Origin of the sequence: Parvimonas sp. oral taxon 393 str. F0440, assembly GCA_000223315.2 — a bacterium.
Classification (GTDB): Bacteria; Bacillota; Clostridia; order Tissierellales; family Peptoniphilaceae; genus Parvimonas.
In genome coordinates this window covers 14,771-40,402 of sequence record AFUS01000002.1, presented here as the reverse complement: position 1 = coordinate 40,402, position 25,632 = coordinate 14,771, and the positions used below count along the sequence as shown (strand labels likewise).

The following is a 25,632-nucleotide window of genomic DNA, read 5'->3' as shown; positions in this document are numbered from 1 at the left end:
AACCCGCTACAGCTTCTTCTTCTATAGAATAAGTTATTTCTGTACCTTTTTCATATCTTGGTAAACCTTTGAATTCATATGTCCACTTCTTATCAGCACCTTCTCTGACTTCTTTTGTTTCTACAACTTCAGGTGCTTTATCTCCAACCTTTTTAATTAACTTAACAGTTATTTTTTCAGGTCTCTTTCCGTCTTGGTTGTTGTTATCATTCCAAGTCTTTTCCCCTTTTACATCTACTGTCTCCGGTGTATGTTTATTTGTTAAATTGTAGTCTGGACCATTTGTTGTTCTTGATTTAACTTTATCATAACCATCTACTTTAGCTTCATCTATACTATATTCAATTGGTTTTCCACCTTCATATAATGGTAAGTCTGCAAACTCATATTTCCATTTGCCATCAGTATCCGGTGTAACATCTTTTCGTGTTACTTCACTTGTTTTTCCATCTACCGTTTTCTTCAAGATTACAGTTATTTTTTCAGGTCTCTTTCCATCTTGGTTATCATTGTCATCCCAAGTCTTTTCTCCTGATACTTTTGTTTTTCCAGGTGTATATGAATTCTTAATATTATTTCCATCTATAGTTTTTGTATATCCAGGTACTTCTTCTTCATCTATAGAATAAGTTATTAATTTACCATCTTCATATTTTGGTAAATCATTGAATTCATATTTCCACTTCTTATCAGTTCCTTCTTTAACTTCTTTTGTTTCTACAACTTCAGGTGCTTTATCTCCAACTTTCTTAATCAATTGAACTTTTATTGTTGTTGGACGTTTTCCGTCTTGGTTATTCGCATCGTCCCAAGTCTTTTCTCCTGAAATATTTACTTTTCCAGGTGTATATGAATTCTTGATGTTAGTTCCATCTATAGTTTTTGTATAGCCTGTTACTTCTTCTTCATCTATAGTGTATTTGATTTCCTTACCATTTTCATATTTGTAAATTCTTGAATTCATATGTCCACTTCTTATCAGTACCTTCTTTAACTTCTTTTCTTTGTACCTCTACAGGCTGTCCGTTTTCAACTTGTTTGATTAATTTAACTGTAATTGATTTTGGACGCTTTCCATCTTGGTTGTTTGCATCATCCCAAGTCTTTTCACCTTTTACATCTACTGTCTCCGGTGTATGAGTATTAGTAAGATTATAACCTGATAATGCTCCTACATAACCTGCTACAGCTTCTTCTTCTATAGAATAAGTGATTTCTGTACCTTTTTCATATTTTGGTAAATTCTTGAATTCATAAGTCCACTTCTTGTCAGCACCTTCTCTGACTTCTTGTGTTTGTGCAACTACAGCTTCTGCATTTCCAACTTTTTTCATTAACTTAACAGTTATTTTTTCAGGTCTCTTTCCGTCTTGGTTGTTATTATCATTCCAAGTCTTTTCCCTTTTACATCTACTGTCTCTGGTGTATGTTTGTTTATTAAATTGTAGTCTGGACCATTTGTTGTTCTTGATTTAACTTTATCATAACCATCTACTTTAACTTCATCTATACTATATTCAATTGGTTTTCCACCTTCATATAATGGTAAGTCTGCAAACTCATATTTCCATTTGCCATCAGTATCCGGTGTAACATCTTTTCGTGTTACTTCACTTGTTTTTCCATCTACCGTTTTCTTCAAGATTACAGTTATTTTTTCAGGTCTCTTTCCATCTTGGTTATCATTGTCATCCCAAGTCTTTTCTCCTGATACTTTTGTTTTTCCAGGTGTATATGAATTCTTAATATTATTTCCATCTATAGTTTTTGTATATCCCGGTACTTCTTCTTCATCTATAGAATAAGTTATTAATTTACCATTTTCATATTTTGGTAAATCATTGAATTCATATTTCCATTTATCATCTGCACCTTTTGTAACTACTTTATCAGTTACTTTACTTGTTACTCCATCTACAGTTTTATTTAGAATAACTTTGATACTATCAGGTCTTTTTCCATCTTGGTTATTTGCATCATCCCAAGTTTTTTCTCCTGATACTTTTATCTTTTCTTCAGGTTCATTTTTGATATTTTTTATTGCAACTTTAGTAGTTCCAAAATCATCAGGCTTAACAGTGATAGGATCCTTTAATTTTTGATAACCTTTTGGAGCTTCAGTTTCAACTAGTTGATACTCATCTCTAAGTAGTTTTCCAATTTCACCGCTTCCATCCTGTCCTGTTATAATTTCTCCAACCTTTTGCTTGTTACGAACACGAATAACATCAAATTTTGCACCGGCTAATGGAGCATTGTCCTTGCCTGTCTTTTGTACTTTAATTTTAAATACATAGCCTTCGCCAATACCACCGGCATCTCTAATTTTATAAGTACTTTCTTGACTATAATTATCTTCGCCATATGTTAATTTTGCTTTGTTTTTAATTTCTTCTCCTGCTACCGGGTCATAATTTAACTTAACTTTATATAGAATTTGAAAGCCTCTTTTTTCATTTGATTCCGGATAATCTCCAATATCAATCGTAAGTTTTTTACCGTCAAATTTAATTTTACCGGCATCCTTAAAATCTTTAGTAACATTTTTTTTACCTATAAGAGCTACAGAAGTTACATTGTTTACCCATTTTCCATTCCATATTTCAAGACTATCTTCAATGAATGAAACACCCTCAGATTGAATTGTATCTTCAAACTTAGCTTTAACAAGAATTACATTGTCTTGGTTAATTCTTATATCGTACTTTCCTTCAGTTTTATCATTTGTCATCCAGCCACCTTTAGTAAATTGAGAATTAACAAAATGTGGTGGATTATAGTCAACTTTCCCTGCAGGAATAATCTTTCCATTCACAGTTAAAGTTACAGGAAGCTCCCCTGATCCGGTTTGTGTTTCAGCATTAACAGAAACATTAAAATAAAATTTCCCTTTAACACCTGAATGAGTTTCTGCATATTTAGTATATGTAAGTACTATTTTTGCAGGATTTTGATTATACAATTTTGCATGTGCAATGACTTCATCCCCATCCTTTATATCAAAGTGGTCAGGCGATGAAGTGTTAAATCCAACCGGCAAGGTCATTGTAGTAGTATCATTTTCTTTTACAACATTATCAGGCAATTCGAATTCTGCATATATCCTGAACGGTTGCCATGCTCCAATTTTTTGCCCCGGCTTAAAAGGATTACCGTCTGCATCTGTAACTGATGCTTTTTTAATTACATCTCCTTCTACTTCTTTTGCGTTTGATCTATTGCTAAAAGGCAATAAAACCGAACAAATCATAGCAAATACTAAAAGAAAACTTAATCTTCTTTTCGTTAAGCTTTTCATAAATGTTCCTCCTTTTATGTTTCTTTATAATTCGATATTATGATGTTGAAATATATTTTTTATTTACAATCTCCCCAAAAGATATATAAACAAAAATAATAAATTTCAAATCAATTATAGTGCATTATATTATACCACAAAACAAAAAAAATGACAAAAAAACAGATAGCTTTTATTGCTATCTGTTTTTATTGTACCATTTAATTTATAATCAGGTTATTTGCAGATTATATTATACATTATTTTGTATATTTATTACGCCTATAAGCAATTAGTCCTAATAGTGTTACTGATGTTAATATACAGTAAATGTATAGAGATAAGTCATTTGAACTTCCTGTTTTAGGTAATTTTGTACTAGGTTTAAGAGGTTTTGGAATTTCTACATTTTTGTTAGTAATTGTAAAACCGCCTTTCATACTTCCGCTGTAACTTACATTGTATGAATTACTACCAAATTTAATTGCATTTTCACTTTCTCCAACTTCTTTAACTGTGTATTGATAGTAATTTGTGCTTCCAAGTCCGTCTGCCACTTCAAGTTTTTCAAAAGTTGCTGTCCAATTATTTGCTTTTGTAAGTTCTACTTTCTTTCCTGTAGCTACTCCATCTTTGTACAATTCTACCTCTATCTTTTCAACAGGTGCTTCAATAACATTACCTTTAATATCTTTCCACTCTTTTGTTACTTTGATATCTCTTGTCGGCGATATCATCGGTGTCCAAGGTGTTTTTTCCTTATTAGTTATTGTAAAGCCGTCTTTCATTGTACCGGCATAAGCAACTCCGTACCATTTGTTATTTAGTTGAATTGCTGAACCATTTTCTCCAACTTCTTTAACTGTATAGTTGTGATTTGCTCCGCCTAAAGTTGCTGATACAGGTAATTTTTCAAAAGTTGCTGTCCAATTATTCGCTTCATTTAAAGTAAGTTTTTTACCGGTTGAAACATTATCTTTAAATAATTCAACTTCAATTTCATTGACAGGCATTGTATGTCCTTCAAGCAAATCCCAAGTCTTTGTTACCTTTAAATCTCTTGTAGGAATTTCCATCGGTGTCCATGGCATTTTTTCCTTATTAGTTATTGTAAAGCCATCTTTCATTGTTCCGCCATAACTAACTCCATACCATTTGTTATTTAGTTGAATTGCTGAACCATTTTCTCCAACTTCTTTAACTGTGTATTGATAGTAGTTTGTACTTCCGAGTCCGTCTGCTACTTCAAGTTTTTCAAATGTAGCTGTCCAATTATTTGCTTTTGTAAGTTCTGCTTTCTTTCCTGTAGCTACTCCGTCTTTGTACAATTCCACTTCTATCTTTTCAACCGGAGCTTCTGCATCAGTTCCTAAAAAGTTTTTCCACTCTTTTATTACTTTGATATCTCTTGTTGGCGGTATCATCGGTGCCCACGGCATTTTTCTTTATTAGTTACTGTAAGACCATCTTTCATTGTTCCGCCATAAGCAACTCCATACCATTTGTTATTTAGTTGAATTGCATTTTTATCTTCTCCAACTTCTTTAACTGTGTATTGATAGTAATTTGTACTTCCAAGTTTATCTGCCACTTCAAGTTTTTCAAAAGTTGCTGTCCAGTTATTTTCATTTGTTAGTTCTGCTTTCTTTCCTGTAGCTTCTCCGTCTCTATACAATTCTACTTCTATCTTTTCAACAGATGCTTCTGCATCAGTTCCTAAAAAGTTTTTCCACACTTTTGTTACTTTGATATCTCTTGTTGGCGGTATCATCGGTGCCCATGGCATTTTTTCCTTATTAGTTATTGTAAAGCCATCTTTCATTGTTCCGCCATAACTAACTCCATACCATTTGTCATTTAGTTGAATTGCTGAACCATTTTCTCCAACTTCTTTAACTGTGTATTGATAGTAGTTTGTACTTCCAAGTTTATCTGCCACTTCAAGTTTTTCAAAAGTTACTGTCCAGTTATTGTCCTTTGTTAGTTCTAATTTCTTTCCTGTAGCTTCTCCGTCTTTGTATAATTCTACTTCTATTTTTTCAACAGGTGATTCAATAGTATTTCCTTTAATGTCTTTCCACTCTTTTGTTACTTTAATATCTCTTGTTGGCGGTATCATCGGTGTCCAAGGTAGTTTTTCTTTATTAGTTACTGTAAGACCGTCTTTCATTGTTCCGCCATAACTAACTCCAAACCATCTATTATCTAATTTAGTTGCTGAACCACTTTCGCCAACTTCCTTAACTGTATAGTTGTGATTTGTTCCACCTAAAGTTGATGATACTGGTAATTTTTCAAAAGTAACTGTCCAATTATTTGCTTCATTTAAAGTAAGTTTTTTACCGGTTGAAACATTATCTTTAAATAATTCTACTTGAATTTCATTAACAGGTATTGTATGTCCTTCAAGCAATTCCCAAGTCTTTGTTACCTTTAAATCTCTTGTAGGAATTTCCATCGGAGTCCATATTAAAGACCAAATCGCATATAACTCAATATCTTTATCAAGAATTCCTGTTTTAAATGTATCTCCTATAGAATACATAGTTCCTTTGCCGTCAGCTTGTGTATTCCACCCTTTGAAGATATATCCTGCTCTTTTCATCGTACCGGCATTTAAAACAGTCACTTTATCAGTATCAGCATCATTTCCGTCTGCTTTAACGGATGGATAGTATTCGTTATTATCCTTTGGTGCTTCTCCCTTTACATCAGCGTGATTTTTATTATAATTTACTTTTCCATAAACAATAATATCGTACTCCGCTTTTACAGTATCTTCAGGTATTGCTTGATTAGTACTTGCCAATGTGTTGGTTGTTGTAACTTCGGCTTTAATTTTACCTGTAGTCTTTCCACTAACTTTTCCCTGACTATCAACATCCGCTACATCATTTTGTAGTTCAAGATATTTCAATTCAGGAGTTACAGTAGGATGGTCACTTGTTGCCACAGCTTTACCTGCTCCTTCATTTGACTCTTCTCCAACATGAAGATTAACTGTTTCAGTTTTTATCTTTGGAATTTTGATAAGTCCACAACCGATAGTATCAAGTGCTTTTTCTCTTACCAATTCCGGTAATTCAGCCGTTTTATAGCTTGTTCTGTCAAAATCAGAGTTCTTTGATTTTAACATATCCGAATCTTCTGCCTTCAATGTAAGTTTAGTTTCACCATTTGGCATAGTAACCTTTATCCATTGACCGGCATCAAGCATAAAGCTCTTTAATTCATATCCTCCATTTTCATCCGTTGTTGTACTATGAATCAAAGTATTAGCAGGAATTAACTTATTATTAATAGTTATGTCATGATTTGGAGAATATAGTTCAAGTTTAATATCTTTTGCTTTTGTTTCTCCATCATCAAGTTTTCCGTTTTCGTTTTTATCCCACCAAACATCTGATGAAATAATTGCAAAATTTCCATAAATATACTTTGCAGGATTTATATATCCACTCGTTTTAAATCCTGTATAGTCAGTTGCTTCAAAACTTCCCCCAATGTATGCTTGAAGCTCATCAGTTGTAGTTTTAGCATGAGTTTTTAGTGGCAATTTAATATTTACCTGACTACCTTTTGGAAGTTCTCCTAAATCAAGTTTAACATGAGTTACCTTTGACCAATCAGTTATATTTTCTGCTGAAACAAATGTATTTCCACCGTCTATACTATAACTGAATTCCTGTTTGCCAGGACGACTATCTCCCATTACAGCAACTTCACCTGTCAAATACATATTAACCTCTGTTTTCGGAGTTTGAACCGTTTCATTTTGTTGTGTATAGGACACAGATTTACCTTTTTTAGGAATTTCAATAATAGCCTTAAAATCCTTAAATCCATCTGAATCCGGAGCTTGAACGAAGAAATCTCCTCGTAAATTATCTATTTCATCAGGATAGAAAGTCTGTGTTGGGAATTTACTTCCCGCTGTTCCATATACGATATTATCATATTTTCCGGGAAATATATTTGATCCTACCGCTGTATTCTTGGATACAATAACTTCCACCTTGCTCAAATCTATTCCAAATAATTTCTTTTCTTTAGTAGCTTGAAGAGCTTTTGATGCATTTTCAGTTAGCTTAAACAAATCTCCCTCAATCTTTGCATAACTATAATATTCTTTTTTACTACCGTCAAGTTTACTCTCAAGTTTACTCATATCATAGTAAACCATTCCGTATGGATGATGTTCATTTTCTCCGGGAGAAGTAACACTAGTATATCTAAAACTCTTTAGTGCAATTACAATAGGATCTTCCATAAATTTAAGTGCACTATCATTATAGTAATAATAGTAAGAAAATGCCTTATTCTTGGTAATTTCTCTAATTTGTCTATTTAAAGCCTTTATTCCGGCATCTGTGATAGACATTTTAATCCATACTCTTCCATCAGCATCTTTGATTTGCTTAATTATTACATTACCGGATGCATTATCATATCCTAAGAATTTACATTTATCTACATCTGCTGAAAACTGTTTATCTGTAATTTCTACATAAGCGGATTCAGGAATTCCATAAGGCATTTTGCCAGCTTCAGGCATATCTGAATTCATTGCATAAGCATAAGCTTTTGTATTAAATCTAACCTTTTACAAACTTGTTCCGGACTGTGAAATAGAATTATTCGTTTCATTTCCAGCAGGTTCAATTACATTATCTGCAGTCTTATTTGTAACAATATATGTTCTTGTTAGAAGTCCATAACGTTGTGGTAATTTTACAGCATTCCATGCCCTACCACCAAAGGTTTGTCCTTTTCCGGCATCGTGAATATGATTACCATCACTACAATTTTCATTATAATATCTACCTTCTAAATTTTGAATAAAGTAATTAGGTCCATACCAAGCAAGTCCCTTATCCTTCTCTATAGTCAATGGATTACCTTTAAAATCAGTATTTCTAAGTTCATATTCAATATTGGAAAATAAAACAGCTTCTCCTGTTTCTTTATTGACAAATGGTTCAATATTATATACTCCATCATAAGTTAAAACAATACTTGATAAATGCTCAATATCTCTATTAATACCAAGATCTATTTTTGTTCCATCTTCAATATCTCCAATATTATATACTTTTTCTGCACCTTCTACTCCAAACATATTGTCTGCAGTTTTATAAATTATTTTCCATCCGCTTAAGGATTTATTAGCTGTGAATTTCCCGGTCATAAGCCCTGTTTTCTCAGCCTTAGTATCCAATCCCTTAAGATTTAATGTTCCTACTGTCAAATCAATTCTAGGATTTTTTGTTACAGGAGAAAATTCTTTCTTAGTTCCATAATTAAAGAATAATTTCCAAGTATCATAAAAAGTTCCATTTTCCGCTTGATTAGGATATAGCACATTTTCTTTTAGTCTGTCTCCAGTGCTTTCCGCCTTCAAAGGTGTACATTTTTTTTGAATTACTGTTGTCCAAAAGAAATCATCCTTTGCTGTTCCGCTAACATTATTAACAGGATTTTTTACAGCCTTATTAGCCTCATAATCAAAATTATCATTTGTATCCGCATTTGAATCAGTTGATTTTGCAGAATATTTTACCTGTAAATGCCCTGTGGCTGTAGGTGTTACATAATAATCGAACTTACTTTGAGCATATGATAATCTATGAGTATTTGCATTATATCTTCCTGCATAATGTGTACTTGCATTAAAAGCATCATTATTTAAATGTTCCCAATAAACCTCGACTTTAGTTACTCTTCCACCGGAAGTATCAAATTTAACTTCAGGGAAATTATGAACTTTATTTGCTAAATGAACAGGTGAGTTTACTTCTGCTGTATGTTGATTACCATCTGCAGTAGTATAAACTACTTTTGCTACTTTATAAGAAGTTTTATCCCATATCTGTGCAGTCCCTTTCCACACAGTAGGTTGAATTTCTTCCGGAAATTCAAAAGTTTCAGTTGTAGCTCCGGTTTTGTTCTTCGGAAAATACTCATTCCAAGCTCCATTTGCATCCTTTAGAATATAATATTCATTACTTAAACGAGTATAACCCACATCTGTATAATTTGCATCAGGAGAAACTGCATTTGCAGTAAAAAATCCTCCGGCATTTTTATAAAGTTGATATCCCGGTCCTGAGAATGTATGAATCTCATATCCATCTACAGTATTAGCTTTCATAGTTTTAATCTTTACACCTTGTCCGTCAGCACTAATAACAACTTCCTTTTTGCCGTCTATTCCATTTGGTGTTTCAAAGACAAATTCAGGGGTTGTAGCTTCATATAAAGTGTCAGAGCCAATATTTTCTATTCCATCAGGAACTTGCCATACAGGTGAAAATCCCTTTGTAAATGCATCTTTCCATTTGTGATCGCTTCCATTATTATATAGAGCTTTTTTTGGTGTTATAAGATAGTAATTTCCCTTACCATCACCATCATTTTTCATTTCACTTACTTTAACATAATAAGTAAGATCTGAATCATATAATCCGTTTCTGTTTTGTAATTTTTGTAAAATGAAATTTCCTTCAACACTTCCATTTTTCGGAACATAAACCTTGATATGTTTCAAGCTCATTAAAGGAGTATTCCCATCATGAATTGTTCCTTGATTATAATAATAGTAATCTCTGTTACCGGTAAATGGACCGCTTGTAGGATCTGTATCATAAAAGTTTATAAATCCTGAATTTGCTATCTTCGCCATACTGCTTGCATTTAAATGACGATTTCCTTTTACTGTAGTTTTAGTATCTTCATAATTAATTGGAGACATTTTCCATTTGTATGTTGACGGATTGCCTGTACTGTTAATCGGTGCGTTGTTTTCTCCTTCACAGGCTGAAACATTAAGATTTGTTTCAAGTTTTCCTTCATCAATCCACTTTTTACATTCTTCATCTGTTAAACTACGTCTATTAAAGGCGATATTAAATACTAAACTTGATCCTCCACCTAAAGAGCCAAGAAATTTATCATTAATATCATATATAATTTTTGTAACTTTATCATAATTCTTTTGTGAAACCGCATCCAATGGAATTACTTTGCCCTTTGCATCTAGCATTGTAATTTTTTCAAATTGTACTCCTTCAATTCCAGGATTAGCAAGTTTGAATCCATAGGTTGGTATATCTACAACAATTCTTTGATCACCAAACTCAGTATTACCATCGTCTTTTACTTGATAGAAAGGAGTATAATTTATGGTGAACAATGTATTTGTCATAGTTGCCAAATTATATTTATTTACTGATGTTCCATCTCCATTTGATGCATCATTAATCTTATGGCTGTCATCATATACCACAAGTTTACCATTTTCCATTGGAATTCCCCTATTGAGAGAAGCAGATTTAATTAAAGATTTATTAAATATAGACTTAACTTTGTCTTCTTTTTCTTCTTTTCCTTCTGACTTATCGTCTTTGACTTCAGTTTTATTGTCCTTTTTATCTTCTTGTTCTTTAGAATTTATCTTTTCGTCAGTTTCCTTATCAGTTTTTTTAAAATCTGTAATTGTATCTTTATTCAATTTTCCTTCTGCAAAAACAACAGTATTCGGAACAATTATCCCTAATAGCATTATAAAAACTAAGAAAAAAGCTGTTAATTTTTGTAATGTCGTCCTTTTATTCATATAATTTTTCCCCTTCCTAATCTATATTAAGATATTTGATATTTCAATATTAAAAATAAAATCTCATTTTTTGATAATAATTAAAATTCTATAAATATAGTATATTTATGTAATACAAACTACTTTATATCTATATTATTTTTAGTAATAACTCCATTCGATTATTATACCAAAAACAGTATAAAAAATCCACTTTTTTGTCAAAATTTTAGCATTTTAATTGAAATTTTTAATCATTTATAGCAATTTTATCTTTATTATGATTTTAAGTCTTATTTATTATTTTATATTAACTATATATGATTACCAATGCCACAAATTCTCTTCAAATGTATTTTCCGTATAAGTCAAGTTTTAATCTATACCAAATATTAATATATTTCTCATTTTTACAGAATAAACAAATCAATTTTAATCAGATATCTCAACAAATAAAATATCTTCTTTTTCCAATTCTAAACTCTTTTCAATTTTTCCGTTTTTAAAATAATATGCCCCGCCAACACTTATTGGCTCGTTTTTTGTGATAGAATTTACTAAAAGCACATTATCTGATGCAGATTTGGATTGAACTGCATAATCATATTGTTCAGTATTTTTCCATTCATCTTTTGTGAAATTACAATAAACCGGCCAAAGTAAAATTCCATTTGTTTTAAATTTTTCAGGGCAAATCCACATATCTCCGCATAGTGCAATTTTAAATTTTCTATTCTTATAGATAAAAGTTTCTGAGATTTCTCCTTCACAATAATGTTCATCGGTAATTGAATATTCTTTCCAATTTTTTGTAATTCTTCTATAGTTATGAATTATTTTTCCTTTTTCTATTACTACAAAAGAAGAATAAATCTTTTCTTTTTCTCTTTCAATATATCCGATACCAAGGTCAATTTTATACTTTTCACTAAGTTTTTTAATTTTTCCATTATTGCAGAATCCTTTGTAATTGCAACATCTTTGTCTGTTTCATACTTCCAAGAAAGAGAGTCGAATCCTTGCAAAAAAGTTTCTCCAAAACAAAGTAAATCCGCATTTCCGTTAGCAGAGATAATCGCCTTTTCTATTTTTTCAATATTATATTCAATTTCCCCATTCTTAAACTCATAAGAAACCAATCCTATTTTCATATTCCCTCCATTTTTTAAGTTTCATTTAATATAAATATTTTATCATATAAGTAGTATTTATAAAAATAAATTTTGTGTTTTTTTGTTTTTGTAGTATAATCAAATTGCAAGGTATTTTCATTAGAAAAATTAAAACAATGAAAATTATTGTGAATTTTTGTTTAAGGAGGCAATATGAAAAGTATAAAAATTGATGAATTTAAAAACTTTAAGTTTTTAGGAAATTTACATTTAAGTAAAGATGAAAAAAATCTATTCTACACAGTTTCTAATATGAATTTAGAAAAGAATTCTTATGAGCATAGAATTTATAAAATGGATTTAGAAACTAAAAAATCTTTCGTTTTTACTAATGGTGCTAGGGAAAGTTCTTTTATTGAGCTTTTAGACGGTTCTATTCTTTTTGCAAGTGATAGAGAAGGCAAAAAAGACGATTCGGATTCAACTAAATTTTATAAAATATGTACTTCCGGTGGCGAAGCTGTTTTAGACTTTACTATTCCTGCTTTAGTAAATACAATAAAACAAATTAATGAGGATGAATTTTTAGTTTTAGCTAATTTTAACAGAACAAAAGAATTGGAAAAAATAGAAAAAGAATCAAAAAAGGAAGATAGTAAAGAAGAAAACAAAGAAAAATTATATGATGATTCTAAAGATTATCTTGTTGCAACTGAAATTCCTTTCTGGGGAAATAATATAGGTTTTACAAATGAAGACAGAAGCAGACTTTATCTTTTCAACAAAAAGACTTCCGAATTTATTCCGTTAAGTGATGATATTACCGATATTTACGGTTTAGAATTAAATGAAGATAAAACTAAGGCTGTATTTATCACAACATCTTATACAGGAAAAATGCCACTTGTAAATGAGGTTAAAATTTTAGATATTAAAACTAAAGTGGTTGATATTTTAGCAAAAGATTATGCTTTTGAATATGTAAACTTTATAGATAATGAAAATATCATAGCTAAAGCCACAGATATGAAAGAATATGGTTTGAATGAAAATTCAAATATCTATATTATAAACATTGCGGAAAAATCTTTCGAAAAAATTGTAAATGACAATTTTGATATGTGTATGAACAACTCTGTTGGAACTGATATGAGATTAACAGGTGGCAAAAGCACTTTAGTTAAAGATGGATTTATGTATTTCATAAATACCGAAGTAAACAGTTCATATCTATATAAAATAGATAAGAATGGAAATCTTGAAAGATTAAACGAAAAATCAGGTTCAATTGACTGTTTTGATGTTTCCGAAGGCGGAAAAATTTATGCTATCGCACTAAAAGAATCTAATTTACAAGATATTTACGAAATTTCAACAGAAGAAGAAAATAGAATTTCATTCCATAATGATACGACAGAATATTCACTTTCTGAAATTGAGGAAATTTCATTTACAAATGATGGAATAGGCTTTATCGGATATGTTATGAAGCCTGTTGACTATGATCCGGAGAAAAAATATCCGGGTGTACTCCATGTTCACGGTGGTCCTAAAACAGTTTTTGGAAAAGTATTCCATCACGAAATGCAATTTTTAGCAAATAACGGATATTTTGTATTTTTCACAAATCCTAGAGGTTCAGATGGTAGAGGAAAAGAATTTGCGGATATTCGTGGAAAATATGGAGAAATTGACTTTGATGACTTAATGAAATTTACAGATGCTGTAATTAAAAACTATCCTGCACTTGATGAAGAAAAACTTGCAATCATGGGTGGAAGTTACGGCGGTTTTATGACTAATTGGGCAATCGGACATACAAACAGATTTAAAGCTGCTTGTTCACAACGTTCAATTTCTAATATGACTTCTGAATTTTTACTTACAGATATAGGATATTATTTCATTGATGATCAAATCTCTGCAACTCCTTGGAATAATTACGAAAAATTATGGTATCATTCCCCACTTAAATATGCAAATAAGGCACAAACACCTACACTTTTCATCCATTCAGATGAAGATTACAGATGTTGGATACCGGAGGGAATTCAAATGTTCTCTGCTTTAAAATATCACGATGTACCTGCAAGACTTGTAATGTTTAAAGGTGAAAATCACGAGCTTTCAAGAAGTGGTAAACCAATGCATAGAATAAGAAGATTAAAAGAAATATTCGATTGGTTTGAAAATTATTTAAAATAATTTAAAAATTAAACAAAAAGAGCTATGTTCAGTTTTCATAACATAGCTCTTTTTTTAATTATAATTTAATTTAAAGTCCAATTTTTTTCAAATTTTCAATGGAAATAGTATCCATTTTGTAATCAAAATCTGTAGTCATATCAAAAAACTCTCCATTAGTTAAAGGTTCATAAACTAAAACTGTTTTTATTTCCCTTTTCTTTGCGGTTTTTAAAGGTGCTTCAGTATCATCAAAGAATATAATTTCTTTCACATCTTCATTATGCTTTTTTATTGCCCAATCATAATATCTTTCATCATCTTTTAGATATCCGCAATCATCACAAGTTTGAATATAATCAAAATACTTCATAAGTCCCGTTCTTTCTAAACAATTTTTACAAAGACCGATATTTGTAGCGGTATTTAAAGAAATTTTATAACCTTTGTCCTTTAAATAATCCATAGCTTCTATTACATTCTCTTTTGCGCCATAAATTTCATCATATCCTTCTTTTACATATTTTAAATTTCTTGCATAAATTTCGTCCGGAGTTAAATCAAGATTAAAATAATTTTTTATTGCTATTCCCCTTGCATAAAGTTTCTTTCCTTTAAACAACTCCTTTAGTTCATCAGTCTCTTCTAAATTCATCTCTTTAAGAAAATAAGAACAGCTTCCAAACCAACCCCCAATGGAATCTATCAAAGTCCCGTCCATATCAAACATTACACACTTCATAATTTCCTCCTGATAAATATAATATTATGGTAAAATTTTTTGCCATAAAAAATAAAGTTGCTTATATTTTATCATATTTTAATTAATATCTCAAATAAGCAATTATTATATTGACTATATATTAACTATTTTCTTGTATTAAAATATTTTTTAACAAAATTATTTAAAAAGTGTTGACATTAAAATTCCATTATGCTATAATTTAGCAACAATATTAAATAACACTTATCCAGAGTGGCGGAGGGACTGGCCCTATGAAGCCCGGCAACCTGTTTTTAAAAATAAGGTGCTAATTCCAGCGAGTATTCGGAAGATAAGAAATTAGTTTCAAAATCTCTTATCAGAGATTTTTTTTATACCTTGAAACAATAATAATTTTTCGAAAATATAGAAAAGGAGGTTTGTATGATTAAAATTGAGAATTTAGTCAAGATTTATGACAATGGATTTAAGGCTGTTACTAATATTAATTTAGAAATCAAAAAGGGAGAAATATTCGGTATAATCGGTATGAGCGGTGCCGGTAAATCATCTTTAATCAGATGTATTAATCGACTTGAAGAGCCAACTCAAGGAAATATTTTTATAGACGGTAAAGATATTGTAAAGATGAATAGCAAAGAACTTAAGGAAGCTAGGAAAAACATGGCTATGATTTTTCAATCTTTCAATCTTTTTTATCAAAAAAATGTTTTTGAGAACATTGCTTATCCACTAAGAATAAATAAGTGGAAGAAAAAAGATATTGAAGAAAGAGTAAATACTCTTTTGGAATATGTTAATTTGAAAGAAAAGATATATGAATATCCTGCAAATCTTTCCGGTGGTCAAAAACAAAGAGTAGCCATTGCAAGAGCTTTGGCGGTTCAACCAAAAATTTTACTATGTGATGAGGCAACTTCTGCCCTAGATCCGCAAAGTACAAAGTCAATTTTAGAATTACTTTTAAAAATCAGAGATGAATTTAATCTTACAATTGTTTTAATTACTCATCAAATGGAGGTTGTTAAGGCAATATGTGATAGAGCGGCGGTTATAGAAAATGGAGAAATTATAGAACAAGATACTGTTTTAAAACTATTTACTTCTCCGAAAACTGCAACTACAAAGAAATTCATTGAAACTCTTCCACAATTTGAAGATTATGATGAATTACCGGTAGCAGATTATAAAGGTTGTATTCTAAGACTTGGTTTTACAAAGGAAACTACAACAAAACCTATTATATCAGAACTTATACGTCAAAAAAATCTTGATATAAATATAATAAGTGGAAATATCGATAAGATTAAAGAAGGTAAGGTAGGACATTTAATAGTAGAAATCTTTGAGAAAGACAGAGTTGATGAAATTAAAAACTTCCTTGAAGATAAAAAAGTTTTAGTTGAGGAGGTAAATTAGAATGACAAATTCATTGATAAAAGCGAGTTTTCAGACAATTTATATGGTATTCTTCTCATCATTACTTTCAACTATAATTGGAGGATTTTTAGGAGTTATTTTAGTTATTACAGATAAAAATGGAATAAAGAGCAACAAATTTGTTTATTCTATCTTAAGTTTTATTGTAAATATCTTTAGATCTGTTCCATTTCTTATATTGATAGTTTATATTTTACCGGTTTCTAAAGTTTTGACAGGAAAAATGATTGGTCCAACTGCTGCTATAATTCCATTGACAGTTTCAGCAATACCTTTTGTAGCAAGAATTTTTGAAAATGCTTTAAAGGAAGTTGATTATGGAACTATTGAAGCAAGTATTTCAATCGGTTCAAGTGATTTTGAAATTATTAAAATTATGCTTTCCGAATCCTTGCCAACTTTAGTAAATGGAATTACCTTAACGATTATAAACTTAATTGGTTATTCAGCAATGGCAGGAACTATAGGTGCACAAGGTCTTGGAGACTTGGCTATAACTTACGGTTATCACAGATTTAAGTATTTAGAGATGACAATTCCCGTTATAATAATAATACTATTAGTACAAATTGTTCAAATCTTAGGAAATTTGATTCCCAAAAAAATAAATAAAAAATTAAATGTATAGGAGAAAAAATATGAGAAAAAAATTATTAGCATTAGCCCTTGGATTAGTTGTAGTTTTAACTACAGCTTGTGGAGCAAAGAGTTCAGATAATAAAAATACAGAAAATAAAGAAACAAAAGTAGAAACTAAGGTTGTAAAAATCGGAGTTTCTCCGGAACCACATCAAAAATTAGTTGAATTAGTTAAAGAAGATTTAGAAAAAGAAGGAATTAAGCTTGAAATTGTAACTTTTACAGACTATGTTCAACCTAATTTAGCTTTAGACGGAAAAGAATTAGATATTAATTTTTTCCAACATAAGCCATATTTAGACAAATTTAATTCTGAAAAAAATACTAAGATTTCAGCACTTGGAAATGTTCACATTGAACCAATGGGATTATACTTAAATGGAAAAACTGAAATTAAAGATGGTGCTGAAATTGCTATTCCAAATGATGCTTCAAACGGAGCAAGGGCTTTAATTTTACTTGATAAAAATGGTTTAATCAAATTAAAAGACAATACAAATATTCTATCAAGTGTAAAAGATATTGTTGAAAATCCAAAGAAAATTAAATTTACTGAAGTTGAAGCTGCTCAATTACCAAGAGTTATTAAAGACGTTGATGGTGCTGTAATAAATGGAAACTATGCAATTGAAGCCGGACTTAACCCAACAAAAGATGCTAAATTCATCGAAGGAAAAGACTCTCCTTATGCAAATATACTTGCGGTTAGAACTGTAGAAGAAAATAACGAAATTTACAAAAAAGTTTTAAAAGCCCTACAAAGCGAAAAAGTTAAAGAATTTATAAATAAAACTTATAACGGAGCTGTTGTTCCTGCATTCTAAGCTTTTTTCATAACATTCCACCAAAAAGTGTAGACATTATATCTACACTTTTTGCTTTTTATTATTTTAATATAGGATTTACAACCTTGAAAAAATAGTCTGCCATTTCTTCAGGACTTTCCTTCATCTGATCATTTATCCACCATTTAACAGTTTCAACAAATGAACAACAGATATGATTTTTTAGGAATTTTTTAAATTTTTCATCATCAGTATTGTCAATAACAATATATTCATCTATCATCTTAAATAGATAAGTTTTAAAATATTCTAAAAATAAATCATTGCTTTCGCAACTTAAAACTTTTATAAATTTTTCCTTATTTTCCTTTAGATGATATAGTATATGTGTAATTAAAATTTTAGGATTTCTCTTTGAGTTTTCAAAAACCTTTGAACATTCCCTACTCAAATCATTGGAAAAAATATGTTCAAATAATTCTCTACAAATTTCTTTTAATAAATCATCCTTTGTTTCAAAATGAGAATAAAATGTACTCCTACCTATATCTGCAAGGTCTATTATTTCCTGAACTGTTATTTTGTTATAATTTTTCCTTGATAAAAGCTCTGTAAAAGCCATAAAAATTGCTTTTCTGGTTTTAATTTGTTGTCTATTCATAAAATCCCCCATACATTTTTTAAAAAATGTTCAAAGTATTACTATTTTGATTAATTGCTTATTGATATGTAATATCTATAGTGGTACAATTAAATCAAACAAAGTGTTCGTTATTAAATTAATTGTAGCATTATAGACAGAAAAAATCAAGGAGGATTATATGATAAACAAAATTTCAAAACTTTTTAGCGGTTTAAACTTTACTCTAATTTCAATAGCATTTTTTGTACTAAATGTAGTTTTAAATCTCTTAAAGATAGAAACTGTGTTTAAGCCCGTTTGGATAAGTATTTTTATTTCTGCTTTTCCTTTCTTTGTAGGTGCTGTTAAAAATTTAATAAAATTTAAAATTAAAAATTCGCTTTTAATCTCAATTGCGGTAATTGCATCGGTATTTGTTGGTGAATACTTCGCAGCAGGCGAAATTGCAATTCTTATGGCAATTGGAGAGCTTTTGGAAGACTATACGGTTGACAGAGCCAAAAAAGGTCTTAATGATTTAATTTCTTCCGCTCCAAAAAAAGCAAAGAAACTTATTAAAACTAATGATTCTTATACTGTTAAAGAAGTTCCGATTGAAGAAATTGAAAACGGAGATTTAATCAGAGTTATGCCCGGAGAAATAATTTCAGTTGATGGAATTATAAAAGAGGGTTTTTCTTCTATTGACCAATCAATTCTAACAGGAGAAAGTTTACCGGTTGACAAAACCGTTGGAGATGAAGTTTTCTGTGGTTCTATGAACTGTTTCGGAAGTATCGACATTATAGCAAAAGATGTTGAAAATTCTTCCTTGCAAAAATTTATCGACTTGGTTGAAAGAGCTGAAAAAGAACAAACTCCTATGCAAACAGTAATTGACAGACTTGCAGTTAAACTCGTTCCTACTGCGCTTTTAATTGCAATTGCAACTTTTGTAATAATGGTGCTATCTAAATTTGATTTATACACTTCAATAAATAGAGCAGTTACAGTTTTAGTTGTATTTTGTCCTTGTGCCCTATTTTTATCAACTCCGACAGCAGTTATGGCTTCAATCGGTCAAGCAAGTAAGCATGGTGTAATAATAAAAACTTTTAATGCCCTTGAAAAACTTGCAAAAGTTAATAAAATAGCCTTTGATAAAACCGGAACTTTAACTTATGGAAAATTAAATGTAAATGATATAGAAAATTTTTCAGACTTATCCGACGAAAAAATAATGTCCTTGATTTCAAGTTTAGAATCAAAAAGTGAACATCCTATCGCAAAGTCTGTAACAGAATATCTAGATGAAAAAAATATTAAAAAAGAAGTTGTTGAAAACTTTAAAATGAAAATTGCAAGAGGTGTTGAAGGAGAGATTTTAGGAAATAAATATTTCTGTGGAAATGAAAAATACTTTAGAGAAAATAATATAAATATAAAAGACAATGTAAAAGAAAAAATCGAAAAATACTCAAGTGAATCTAAAAATATAATTCTTTTCGGAGACGAAAAAGAAGTTTTATCAATCGTAACTCTATCAGACACTCTAAGAGAAAATGCTAAAGAAATGGTTGAAAAGTTAAAAAGCTTTGAAATTGAACCATTACTTTTAACCGGAGACAATCTTTCAACCGCAAAATATTTTTCAGAAAAAGTTGGAATTACAAATGTTAAAGCTGAGCTTTCTCCTGAAGAAAAATTTGAAAATATAAAAAGTCTAAAAGAAAATAATGTCGTTTGTATGATTGGAGACGGAATAAACGACGCTCCTGCTCTTAAACTATCTGATGTTTCGGTCGCAATGGGAAAAACAGGTAGCGACATTTCAATTGAGAGTGCAAATATTGTACTAATGGGACATGATGTTTCAAAAATAGTTTATCTGAAAAAACTTGCAAATGCAACAGTTAAGACGATAAAATTCAATATTGTAGCATCTCTTTTAATTAACTTTGTAGCTGTAATTTTATCAGTTCTTGGAGTTTTAAATCCATTGGTTGGTGCAATAGTTCACAATCTTGGCTCAATACTCGTAATTTTAAATGCATCATTACTATACGATAGAAAATTTAATTAATTATTTTACAAAATACTTAAATGTAATTTTAACAAAATTGCATAAAAGGGACTTAAATGTAATCTAAACAAAAATGAATAACTCGAATGTAGTAAAAGATTCATTCCGATAAAAAGTTGATTAAATATAAAAGTAAATAGTCTTATAAATATTCCTAAAGTCGATTATATCCAAATTAAAGACTTGGGAATATTTTTTATGTGGATATTTTTATGTAGTAAAGAAGATTATTGATTATAATAAAATTATCATTACAACAAACTACTTATTGTAAATGGGTAAAATTATCATAATATATGATATTAAATTATATCCCATATGAGCAAATATACAGGAAAGTATTGAACCTGTATATAAATAAATCAAACCTAATATTATTCCACAAATAAATGAAGGAATTATTTGAGCAATATTAAAGTGTAATAATGCAAACAGTATCGAAGATATAAGTAAAGCAACAATAATTCCATAATTTGCGTATAAACCGTTGAGTATAAATCCCCTCATTAAAAATTCTTCAAGAATAGGTGCAAATATACAAAAATCAATTAGGCTTACAATAGGTGAGGAAATTATTGATTGAATTGTCTGTTGATAATTTTCTTTACTCGATGGAAAAATACTTTCAAATATAGGATCTAATCCTTTATCTAAAAGAAGATAGAATAATACTGAACAACATATAGCTATTACTATTCCTTGAATAGAAATATTTTCTAGTAAATTAAGTTTGAAATTCTCTTTTCTTTCCAATAAAACAAAAAATACAACCATGCTCAATGCAACAGTTATTATATTCAAAATTCTACTGTAATTCGGAGCAATTTTTCTCCATATCACAATATCAAGAGCAGTATATATAAACATAAATCCAAACCAAACTAATACCCATAAAATGCCTTTACCGATAGATATTCCACTATTCATAATATATTCTCCTTATAAAACTCCTATCAATTTTTTAATTTAGTATTGTAATAATTATAATACTATGAGCATTTCTAATTATCATATAACTATCAACAATTATGTACTATTTCTACTTTTCTATTCTTTTTTATTATATCACTTTCATTAATTTTTTTCTATTTATATATGTGAAACAATATAGTTTTATCATATGGCTTATTAAATAAAAAACTTAATATCACATATGTACTTCATATAGACTGAAAACACAAATTTTCCAACGAAATCTAATTCATATATTAAATTGATTATAATTGAATATCAAAAATATACACTAAATTAAATACAAAAAAATAACTCGATATTTTTTATTGCAAAACTTTTGAATATATGTTATGATTTTAGAATAATTTTAGATATTTTTACGGAGGATATAATGGTTAAAAGCAATGAAATAGATATGATAAATGGAAAGACCTTGAAAAAAATGGTATTCTTTTCAATTCCAATTATTTTTACAAGTGTCTTTCAATTACTTTTTAATACAATAGACATAATAGTTGTCGGACGATATTCCGGAAGCACAGCACTTGCAGGAGTTGGAGCGACTTCATCACTAATTAATTTACTTGTGAGTTTATTAATCGGAATTTCTATGGGAATAAGTGTAACAATGGGAAAATATTGTGGTGCAAGAGATTATAAAAACGCATCCGATACTGTTCACAATGCAATTGCTCTTGCAATTATTTCCGGAACAATTTTACTTTTTGTTGGAATTATTGCCTCAAGACCTATGTTACATCTTATGGGAACTCCTGATGAAATTATAGATTTATCCGTGCTTTATATGAAAATAATCTTCTTGGGAAGTCCCGCTGCAGCCATATATAATTTTGGAGCGGCACTTTTAAGATCCATTGGAGATACAAAAAGACCCTTATTCTTTTTAATAGTTTCCGGTATCTTAAATGTTATATTGAATCTATTTTTTGTTATAATTTTAAAAATGAGTGTTGACGGAGTTGCAATAGCGACAATAATTTCTCAATATGTTTCAGCAATTATGATGATATCATTCTTATCAAAAACTGTAGGATATATGCATCTTAATTTAAGAAAAATAAAATTACAAAAAGATAAAGTTATTAGTATTTTAAGAATAGGACTTCCAGCTGGACTTCAAGGTATTGTATTCAGTATATCAAATGTGTTAATTCAATCTTCTATAAATACCTTTGGAAAGTTAGTAATTGCAGGAAATACAGCAGCAATAAATATTGAAGGCTTTGTATATATGTCAATGAATTCAATTTATCAATCAACATTGAGTTTTACAAGTCAAAATATGGGAGCAAAAAATATCATAGAATAGATAAAATTTTATTACAAGGTCTTGGAATTGTTACAGTTGTTGGACTTGTACTTGGAGTCGGTGCATATTCTTTAGGAAATATACTTCTTGGAATTTTCACGGATAATCCTGAAGTAATTATGTACGGACTTAACAGAATGAAAATTGTATCAGCAACATATCTACTATGTGGACTAATGGACGTAACAGTCGGATCTCTAAGAGGAATGGGTTATTCCATTTTGCCGATGATTGTTTCCTTGACAGGTGCTTGTCTGTTCAGAGTAATTTGGATATTTACTATATTTCAAATTTATAGGACACAGGAATCACTCTACATTTCATATCCGATTTCTTGGGCTTTGACAACGACAGCACATATCTGTTGCTATTTATTGATAAGAAAAAAATTATTAAAACAAAATGATGAAAACAAAAAAAGAGCTATCGCTCCTTAAGAGTACAGATATTGTCTGTACTTTTTTTGTGTAATAATTCACATCATAATTTTAAACGAAAATTAATTAATATATCTTAGTAGTTGATGTATCTACGATACATTTTACTTTTGATTGTTTACAATCAAAAGTATGAGATTTCTCCACTACACTCAGCTATGCTTCGTTTCGGTCGAAATGACGTATAAAGAGAAATCTTCGATTAATAGCTAGACGTTAAAAGTAAATAAACTTCAATTGTTTAAAAACTTCTAAGAAGTAAAATAATTCACGTCATAGCAACAAGCAAAGAAAATCCCCCAACACGTCATCTCGACTGGAGCAACGCGAAATGAATCTAGCCCTAACTTTGTTTGTTAGCAAACAAAAGTAGGTCTGACGGGGCAATTGTATCTAAAGATACAGTTGTCCTGGAGATCTCATAAAGCTCCTTTATTATGAAACAAAAATTTATTTATCCATATTGCCTGATAATTCTATCAAAAATACAATTCCCGTTTTGCTTTTTTCTACTTTGTATTTTATTCCATAGTTCAATAAAATATTTTTAACAATATATAAACCCAGACCATTACTGTTTTCTTTATTTAAGCTGAAACTAATTTCAAATATTTTATTTACATCCAAATCTTTATTATCCTTATAGGAATTTTCGATATAAAGCCAATCATCTTTTGTTCCAATGTTAATTAAACCATTTTCGTCGGAATATTTAACTGCATTGTTTATTAAATTAGAAAGTACAATTTTAAGTGCCGTCATTCCTATATAGATTTTTTCATTTTTCAGATTATTATTGATTTTTATATTTTTATGATTTGCAAGTAACATATATTGCTTCAAGACATCTTCTAATATATCATTGACAACTATTATTTCTTCATCATTTTTCAAATGTTCAAACGAAGAAACTGACAGCATTTGTGAAATACTTCTTGTCAAATGATCGACTATGTCAATACAATTTTCGATATACAAATCTCTATTTTTATATTTTCCAATATTGTATTTCATATTTTCCAATATTATTTTTAGACTTGCTAGTGGAGTTTTTAATTCATGTGATGTTCCCCTAAAAAATCATATTTTAATTTTTCTAATTTTACTATTTCTTCATTTTTAAGCTCTAAATCGTCTATCAGCTTTAAAAGAGTACTATACAAATCATTAATCTGTTCCTTTAATTCTCCAACTTCATTTGTAGAATTAATTTTTAAATAAGCAGTTCTATCCAAACGCATCATTTTTTTCGTAACATTTTTTATTTCTTTTATATTATTAGTTATCGCCTTTGCATAAATAAGTGAAACTATGATTGAAAAAATAAAAGATATAGCCAATGAATATGGCAAGAATTTAAAGCTGAGTTCTTTAGCATCCTTTTTCATATCTGCGGTAGAAATAAATTGTATGGAGATTTTTTTACCACCTTTTAATTCTACTTCCCTTTCTTCAATAATTAAAGAATTATCTCCGCTCTTTAAATTCACATTGATATCATCGCCTATTTGGACTTCGTCATCTCCGTTTTCTCCTTTTATAAATGCCTTTATATCACTACTTTTAGAAAAAATTCCAAAGACTGTTCTACAAATTTTAAATCCTTTCCCATAATATTATTTGAGATTTCATCGGCTTTTGAATAAAGTTCCTGCTTTCTAGTTTCCAAGTAAGTTCTCGGAAAAATAAAAAATACCAATAAATGTATTAACACAATTACAGTTCCGAGAATTCCAAATGTCTGCAAAAACATTTTTGGAAATATTTTTAAATTCTTCATTTTCTCTCCAATTTATAACCAACATTTCTAATTGTTACAATACAATCCAAACCAAGTTTTTTTCTCAACTCTTTTATATAGACATCTATAACTCTGTCAAAAGGAATTTCATCCGTTTCTTTCCACACATTATCTATTATCTGTGCTCTTGTCAAAGCATGTCCTTCGTTTTCCAATAAATATTTTAATATCTCAAGTTCTTTTGCATTTATATCCACATCTTCGCCATTGTATTTCGCTGTGTAACTTGTGAAATTAACTTCGGCATTATTATATTCAAATTTTTCATGACTTCCATAATGCCTTTTAACTAAAGAATCTATTCTAACTTTTAAAACAGGAAGTGAAAACGGCTTTTCCATATAACCGTCCGCCAAACTTGAAAAAGCATTTATCTTATATTCCTCATCATTAAATGCTGTAAGCATCAGCACAGGCAAATTACTTTTTTTCTGATTTCTTTTAAGACTTCCAATCCATTTAGGAAAGGAATTTGTATATCTAAAATTACTAAATTAATCTCATTCTTATTAAATTTTATTAAGGCTTCCTGTCCGTCTTTCGCTTCAATAATGTCATAACCGAATGCAGATAAATACTCACAGATTCCCTCTCTGATTATTTGATCGTCTTCGACAACTAATATTCTCATAAGCCCTCCTTTTATAAAA

21 protein-coding genes, 1 pseudogene and 1 riboswitch are annotated in these 25,632 nt (G+C 29.7%); of the genes and pseudogenes, 7 read left to right on the top strand and 15 right to left on the bottom strand.

Features of this window, described 5'->3' with window-relative positions; genetic code table 11:
* From HMPREF9127_RS07390 to HMPREF9127_RS07365, 8 genes are all read right to left on the bottom strand, one after another.
* On the bottom strand, positions 1-964 hold a 964-nt coding region (locus tag HMPREF9127_RS07390; RefSeq protein WP_009447542.1), incomplete at its 3' end, for a Cna B-type domain-containing protein.
* Positions 939-1,349, bottom strand: coding sequence for a Cna B-type domain-containing protein (locus HMPREF9127_RS07385; RefSeq protein ID WP_255261646.1), 411 nt, complete (start codon positions 1,347-1,349; stop codon positions 939-941). The genes HMPREF9127_RS07390 and HMPREF9127_RS07385, both read right to left, overlap by 26 nt.
* Positions 1,346-3,298, bottom strand: a complete 1,953-nt coding sequence (locus tag HMPREF9127_RS07380) for a Cna B-type domain-containing protein (protein ID WP_009447527.1) — start codon at positions 3,296-3,298, stop codon at positions 1,346-1,348. Before HMPREF9127_RS07380 ends, HMPREF9127_RS07385 begins: the two co-directional genes overlap by 4 nt.
* 239 nt (positions 3,299-3,537) lie before the next feature.
* Complete coding sequence (locus tag HMPREF9127_RS00185) at positions 3,538-4,701, bottom strand: Cna B-type domain-containing protein (RefSeq protein WP_255261644.1); 1,164 nt, start codon at positions 4,699-4,701, stop codon at positions 3,538-3,540.
* Positions 4,698-7,844: a Cna B-type domain-containing protein gene (locus HMPREF9127_RS08275; RefSeq protein WP_009447545.1), complete on the bottom strand. Its 3,147-nt coding sequence runs from the start codon at positions 7,842-7,844 to the stop codon at positions 4,698-4,700. The genes HMPREF9127_RS00185 and HMPREF9127_RS08275 overlap by 4 nt, the downstream gene beginning before the upstream one ends.
* Positions 7,845-7,880: 36 nt before the next feature.
* Entirely contained in the window at positions 7,881-10,892 is a 3,012-nt protein-coding gene (locus HMPREF9127_RS08270) for a hypothetical protein (RefSeq protein ID WP_009447546.1), read from the bottom strand.
* Positions 10,893-11,303: 411 nt separating this feature from the next.
* Positions 11,304-11,573, bottom strand: a complete 270-nt coding sequence (locus HMPREF9127_RS07370) for a hypothetical protein (protein ID WP_009447524.1) — start codon at positions 11,571-11,573, stop codon at positions 11,304-11,306.
* A gap of 152 nt (positions 11,574-11,725) precedes the next feature.
* Positions 11,726-12,022 (bottom strand): nitrilase-related carbon-nitrogen hydrolase, encoded by a 297-nt coding sequence (locus tag HMPREF9127_RS07365; RefSeq protein ID WP_009447531.1) that lies wholly within the window; start codon positions 12,020-12,022, stop codon positions 11,726-11,728.
* Between the two features lie 174 nt (positions 12,023-12,196).
* On the opposite strand from HMPREF9127_RS07365, the gene HMPREF9127_RS00165 reads away from it, so the two are divergent.
* Entirely contained in the window at positions 12,197-14,188 is a 1,992-nt protein-coding gene (locus HMPREF9127_RS00165; protein WP_009447525.1) for an alpha/beta hydrolase family protein, read from the top strand.
* A 70-nt stretch (positions 14,189-14,258) separates the two neighbouring features.
* Here HMPREF9127_RS00165 and HMPREF9127_RS00160 read toward each other — a convergent pair whose 3' ends face one another.
* Entirely contained in the window at positions 14,259-14,909 is a 651-nt protein-coding gene (locus HMPREF9127_RS00160; protein WP_009447535.1) for an HAD family hydrolase, read from the bottom strand.
* A 222-nt stretch (positions 14,910-15,131) separates the two neighbouring features.
* Positions 15,132-15,229, top strand: a riboswitch (SAM riboswitch).
* A gap of 85 nt (positions 15,230-15,314) precedes the next feature.
* Between HMPREF9127_RS00160 and HMPREF9127_RS00155 the strand changes: the two genes are divergently transcribed.
* Genes HMPREF9127_RS00155 through HMPREF9127_RS00145 form a run of 3 tightly spaced genes read left to right on the top strand, consistent with a single transcriptional unit; the run spans position 15,315 to position 17,794 of the window.
* The gene (locus HMPREF9127_RS00155) at positions 15,315-16,310 is read left to right on the top strand and encodes a methionine ABC transporter ATP-binding protein (RefSeq protein WP_009447560.1); all 996 of its coding nucleotides are present in this window, start codon (positions 15,315-15,317) and stop codon (positions 16,308-16,310) included.
* A 1-nt stretch (position 16,311) separates the two neighbouring features.
* Complete coding sequence (locus tag HMPREF9127_RS00150; protein WP_009447528.1) at positions 16,312-16,959, top strand: methionine ABC transporter permease; 648 nt, start codon at positions 16,312-16,314, stop codon at positions 16,957-16,959.
* 10 nt (positions 16,960-16,969) lie between these two features.
* A complete protein-coding gene (locus HMPREF9127_RS00145) occupies positions 16,970-17,794 on the top strand; it encodes a MetQ/NlpA family ABC transporter substrate-binding protein (protein WP_009447544.1) in 825 nt (274 codons plus the stop codon).
* A gap of 61 nt (positions 17,795-17,855) precedes the next feature.
* Here the strand turns inward: HMPREF9127_RS00145 and HMPREF9127_RS00140 are convergent, their stop codons facing one another.
* A complete protein-coding gene (locus HMPREF9127_RS00140; protein ID WP_009447559.1) occupies positions 17,856-18,416 on the bottom strand; it encodes a TetR/AcrR family transcriptional regulator in 561 nt (186 codons plus the stop codon).
* A gap of 160 nt (positions 18,417-18,576) precedes the next feature.
* Here HMPREF9127_RS00140 and HMPREF9127_RS00135 point away from each other — a divergent pair, with 160 nt between their 5' ends.
* A complete protein-coding gene (locus tag HMPREF9127_RS00135; protein ID WP_009447523.1) occupies positions 18,577-20,460 on the top strand; it encodes a heavy metal translocating P-type ATPase in 1,884 nt (627 codons plus the stop codon).
* Positions 20,461-20,721: 261 nt separating this feature from the next.
* On the opposite strand, the gene HMPREF9127_RS00130 is transcribed toward HMPREF9127_RS00135, so the two are convergent.
* A complete protein-coding gene (locus HMPREF9127_RS00130; RefSeq protein WP_009447549.1) occupies positions 20,722-21,387 on the bottom strand; it encodes a CPBP family intramembrane glutamic endopeptidase in 666 nt (221 codons plus the stop codon).
* A 418-nt stretch (positions 21,388-21,805) separates the two neighbouring features.
* Between HMPREF9127_RS00130 and HMPREF9127_RS00125 the strand changes: the two genes are divergently transcribed.
* Complete coding sequence (locus HMPREF9127_RS00125) at positions 21,806-22,744, top strand: MATE family efflux transporter (RefSeq protein ID WP_009447536.1); 939 nt, start codon at positions 21,806-21,808, stop codon at positions 22,742-22,744.
* Positions 22,663-23,181 carry an MATE family efflux transporter gene (locus HMPREF9127_RS08550; protein WP_482197884.1) on the top strand — a complete coding sequence of 173 codons (519 nt, stop codon included), beginning with the start codon at positions 22,663-22,665 and terminating at the stop codon, positions 23,179-23,181. The genes HMPREF9127_RS00125 and HMPREF9127_RS08550 overlap by 82 nt, the downstream gene beginning before the upstream one ends.
* Before the next feature lie 450 nt (positions 23,182-23,631).
* Here the strand turns inward: HMPREF9127_RS08550 and HMPREF9127_RS09675 are convergent, their stop codons facing one another.
* From HMPREF9127_RS09675 to HMPREF9127_RS00115, 4 genes and pseudogenes are all read right to left on the bottom strand, one after another.
* On the bottom strand, positions 23,632-24,204 hold the full coding sequence (locus tag HMPREF9127_RS09675; protein WP_009447537.1) for an ATP-binding protein: 573 nt from the start codon (positions 24,202-24,204) through the stop codon (positions 23,632-23,634).
* Between the two features lie 29 nt (positions 24,205-24,233).
* Positions 24,234-24,671 (bottom strand): HAMP domain-containing protein, encoded by a 438-nt coding sequence (locus HMPREF9127_RS09670; protein ID WP_009447556.1) that lies wholly within the window; start codon positions 24,669-24,671, stop codon positions 24,234-24,236.
* 59 nt (positions 24,672-24,730) lie between these two features.
* Positions 24,731-24,961, bottom strand: a complete 231-nt coding sequence (locus tag HMPREF9127_RS09665) for a hypothetical protein (protein WP_009447552.1) — start codon at positions 24,959-24,961, stop codon at positions 24,731-24,733.
* Positions 24,958-25,613, bottom strand: a pseudogene (locus tag HMPREF9127_RS00115) (response regulator transcription factor). The gene HMPREF9127_RS09665 and the pseudogene HMPREF9127_RS00115 overlap by 4 nt, the downstream one beginning before the upstream one ends.
* Between the last annotated feature and the right edge of the window lie 19 nt (positions 25,614-25,632).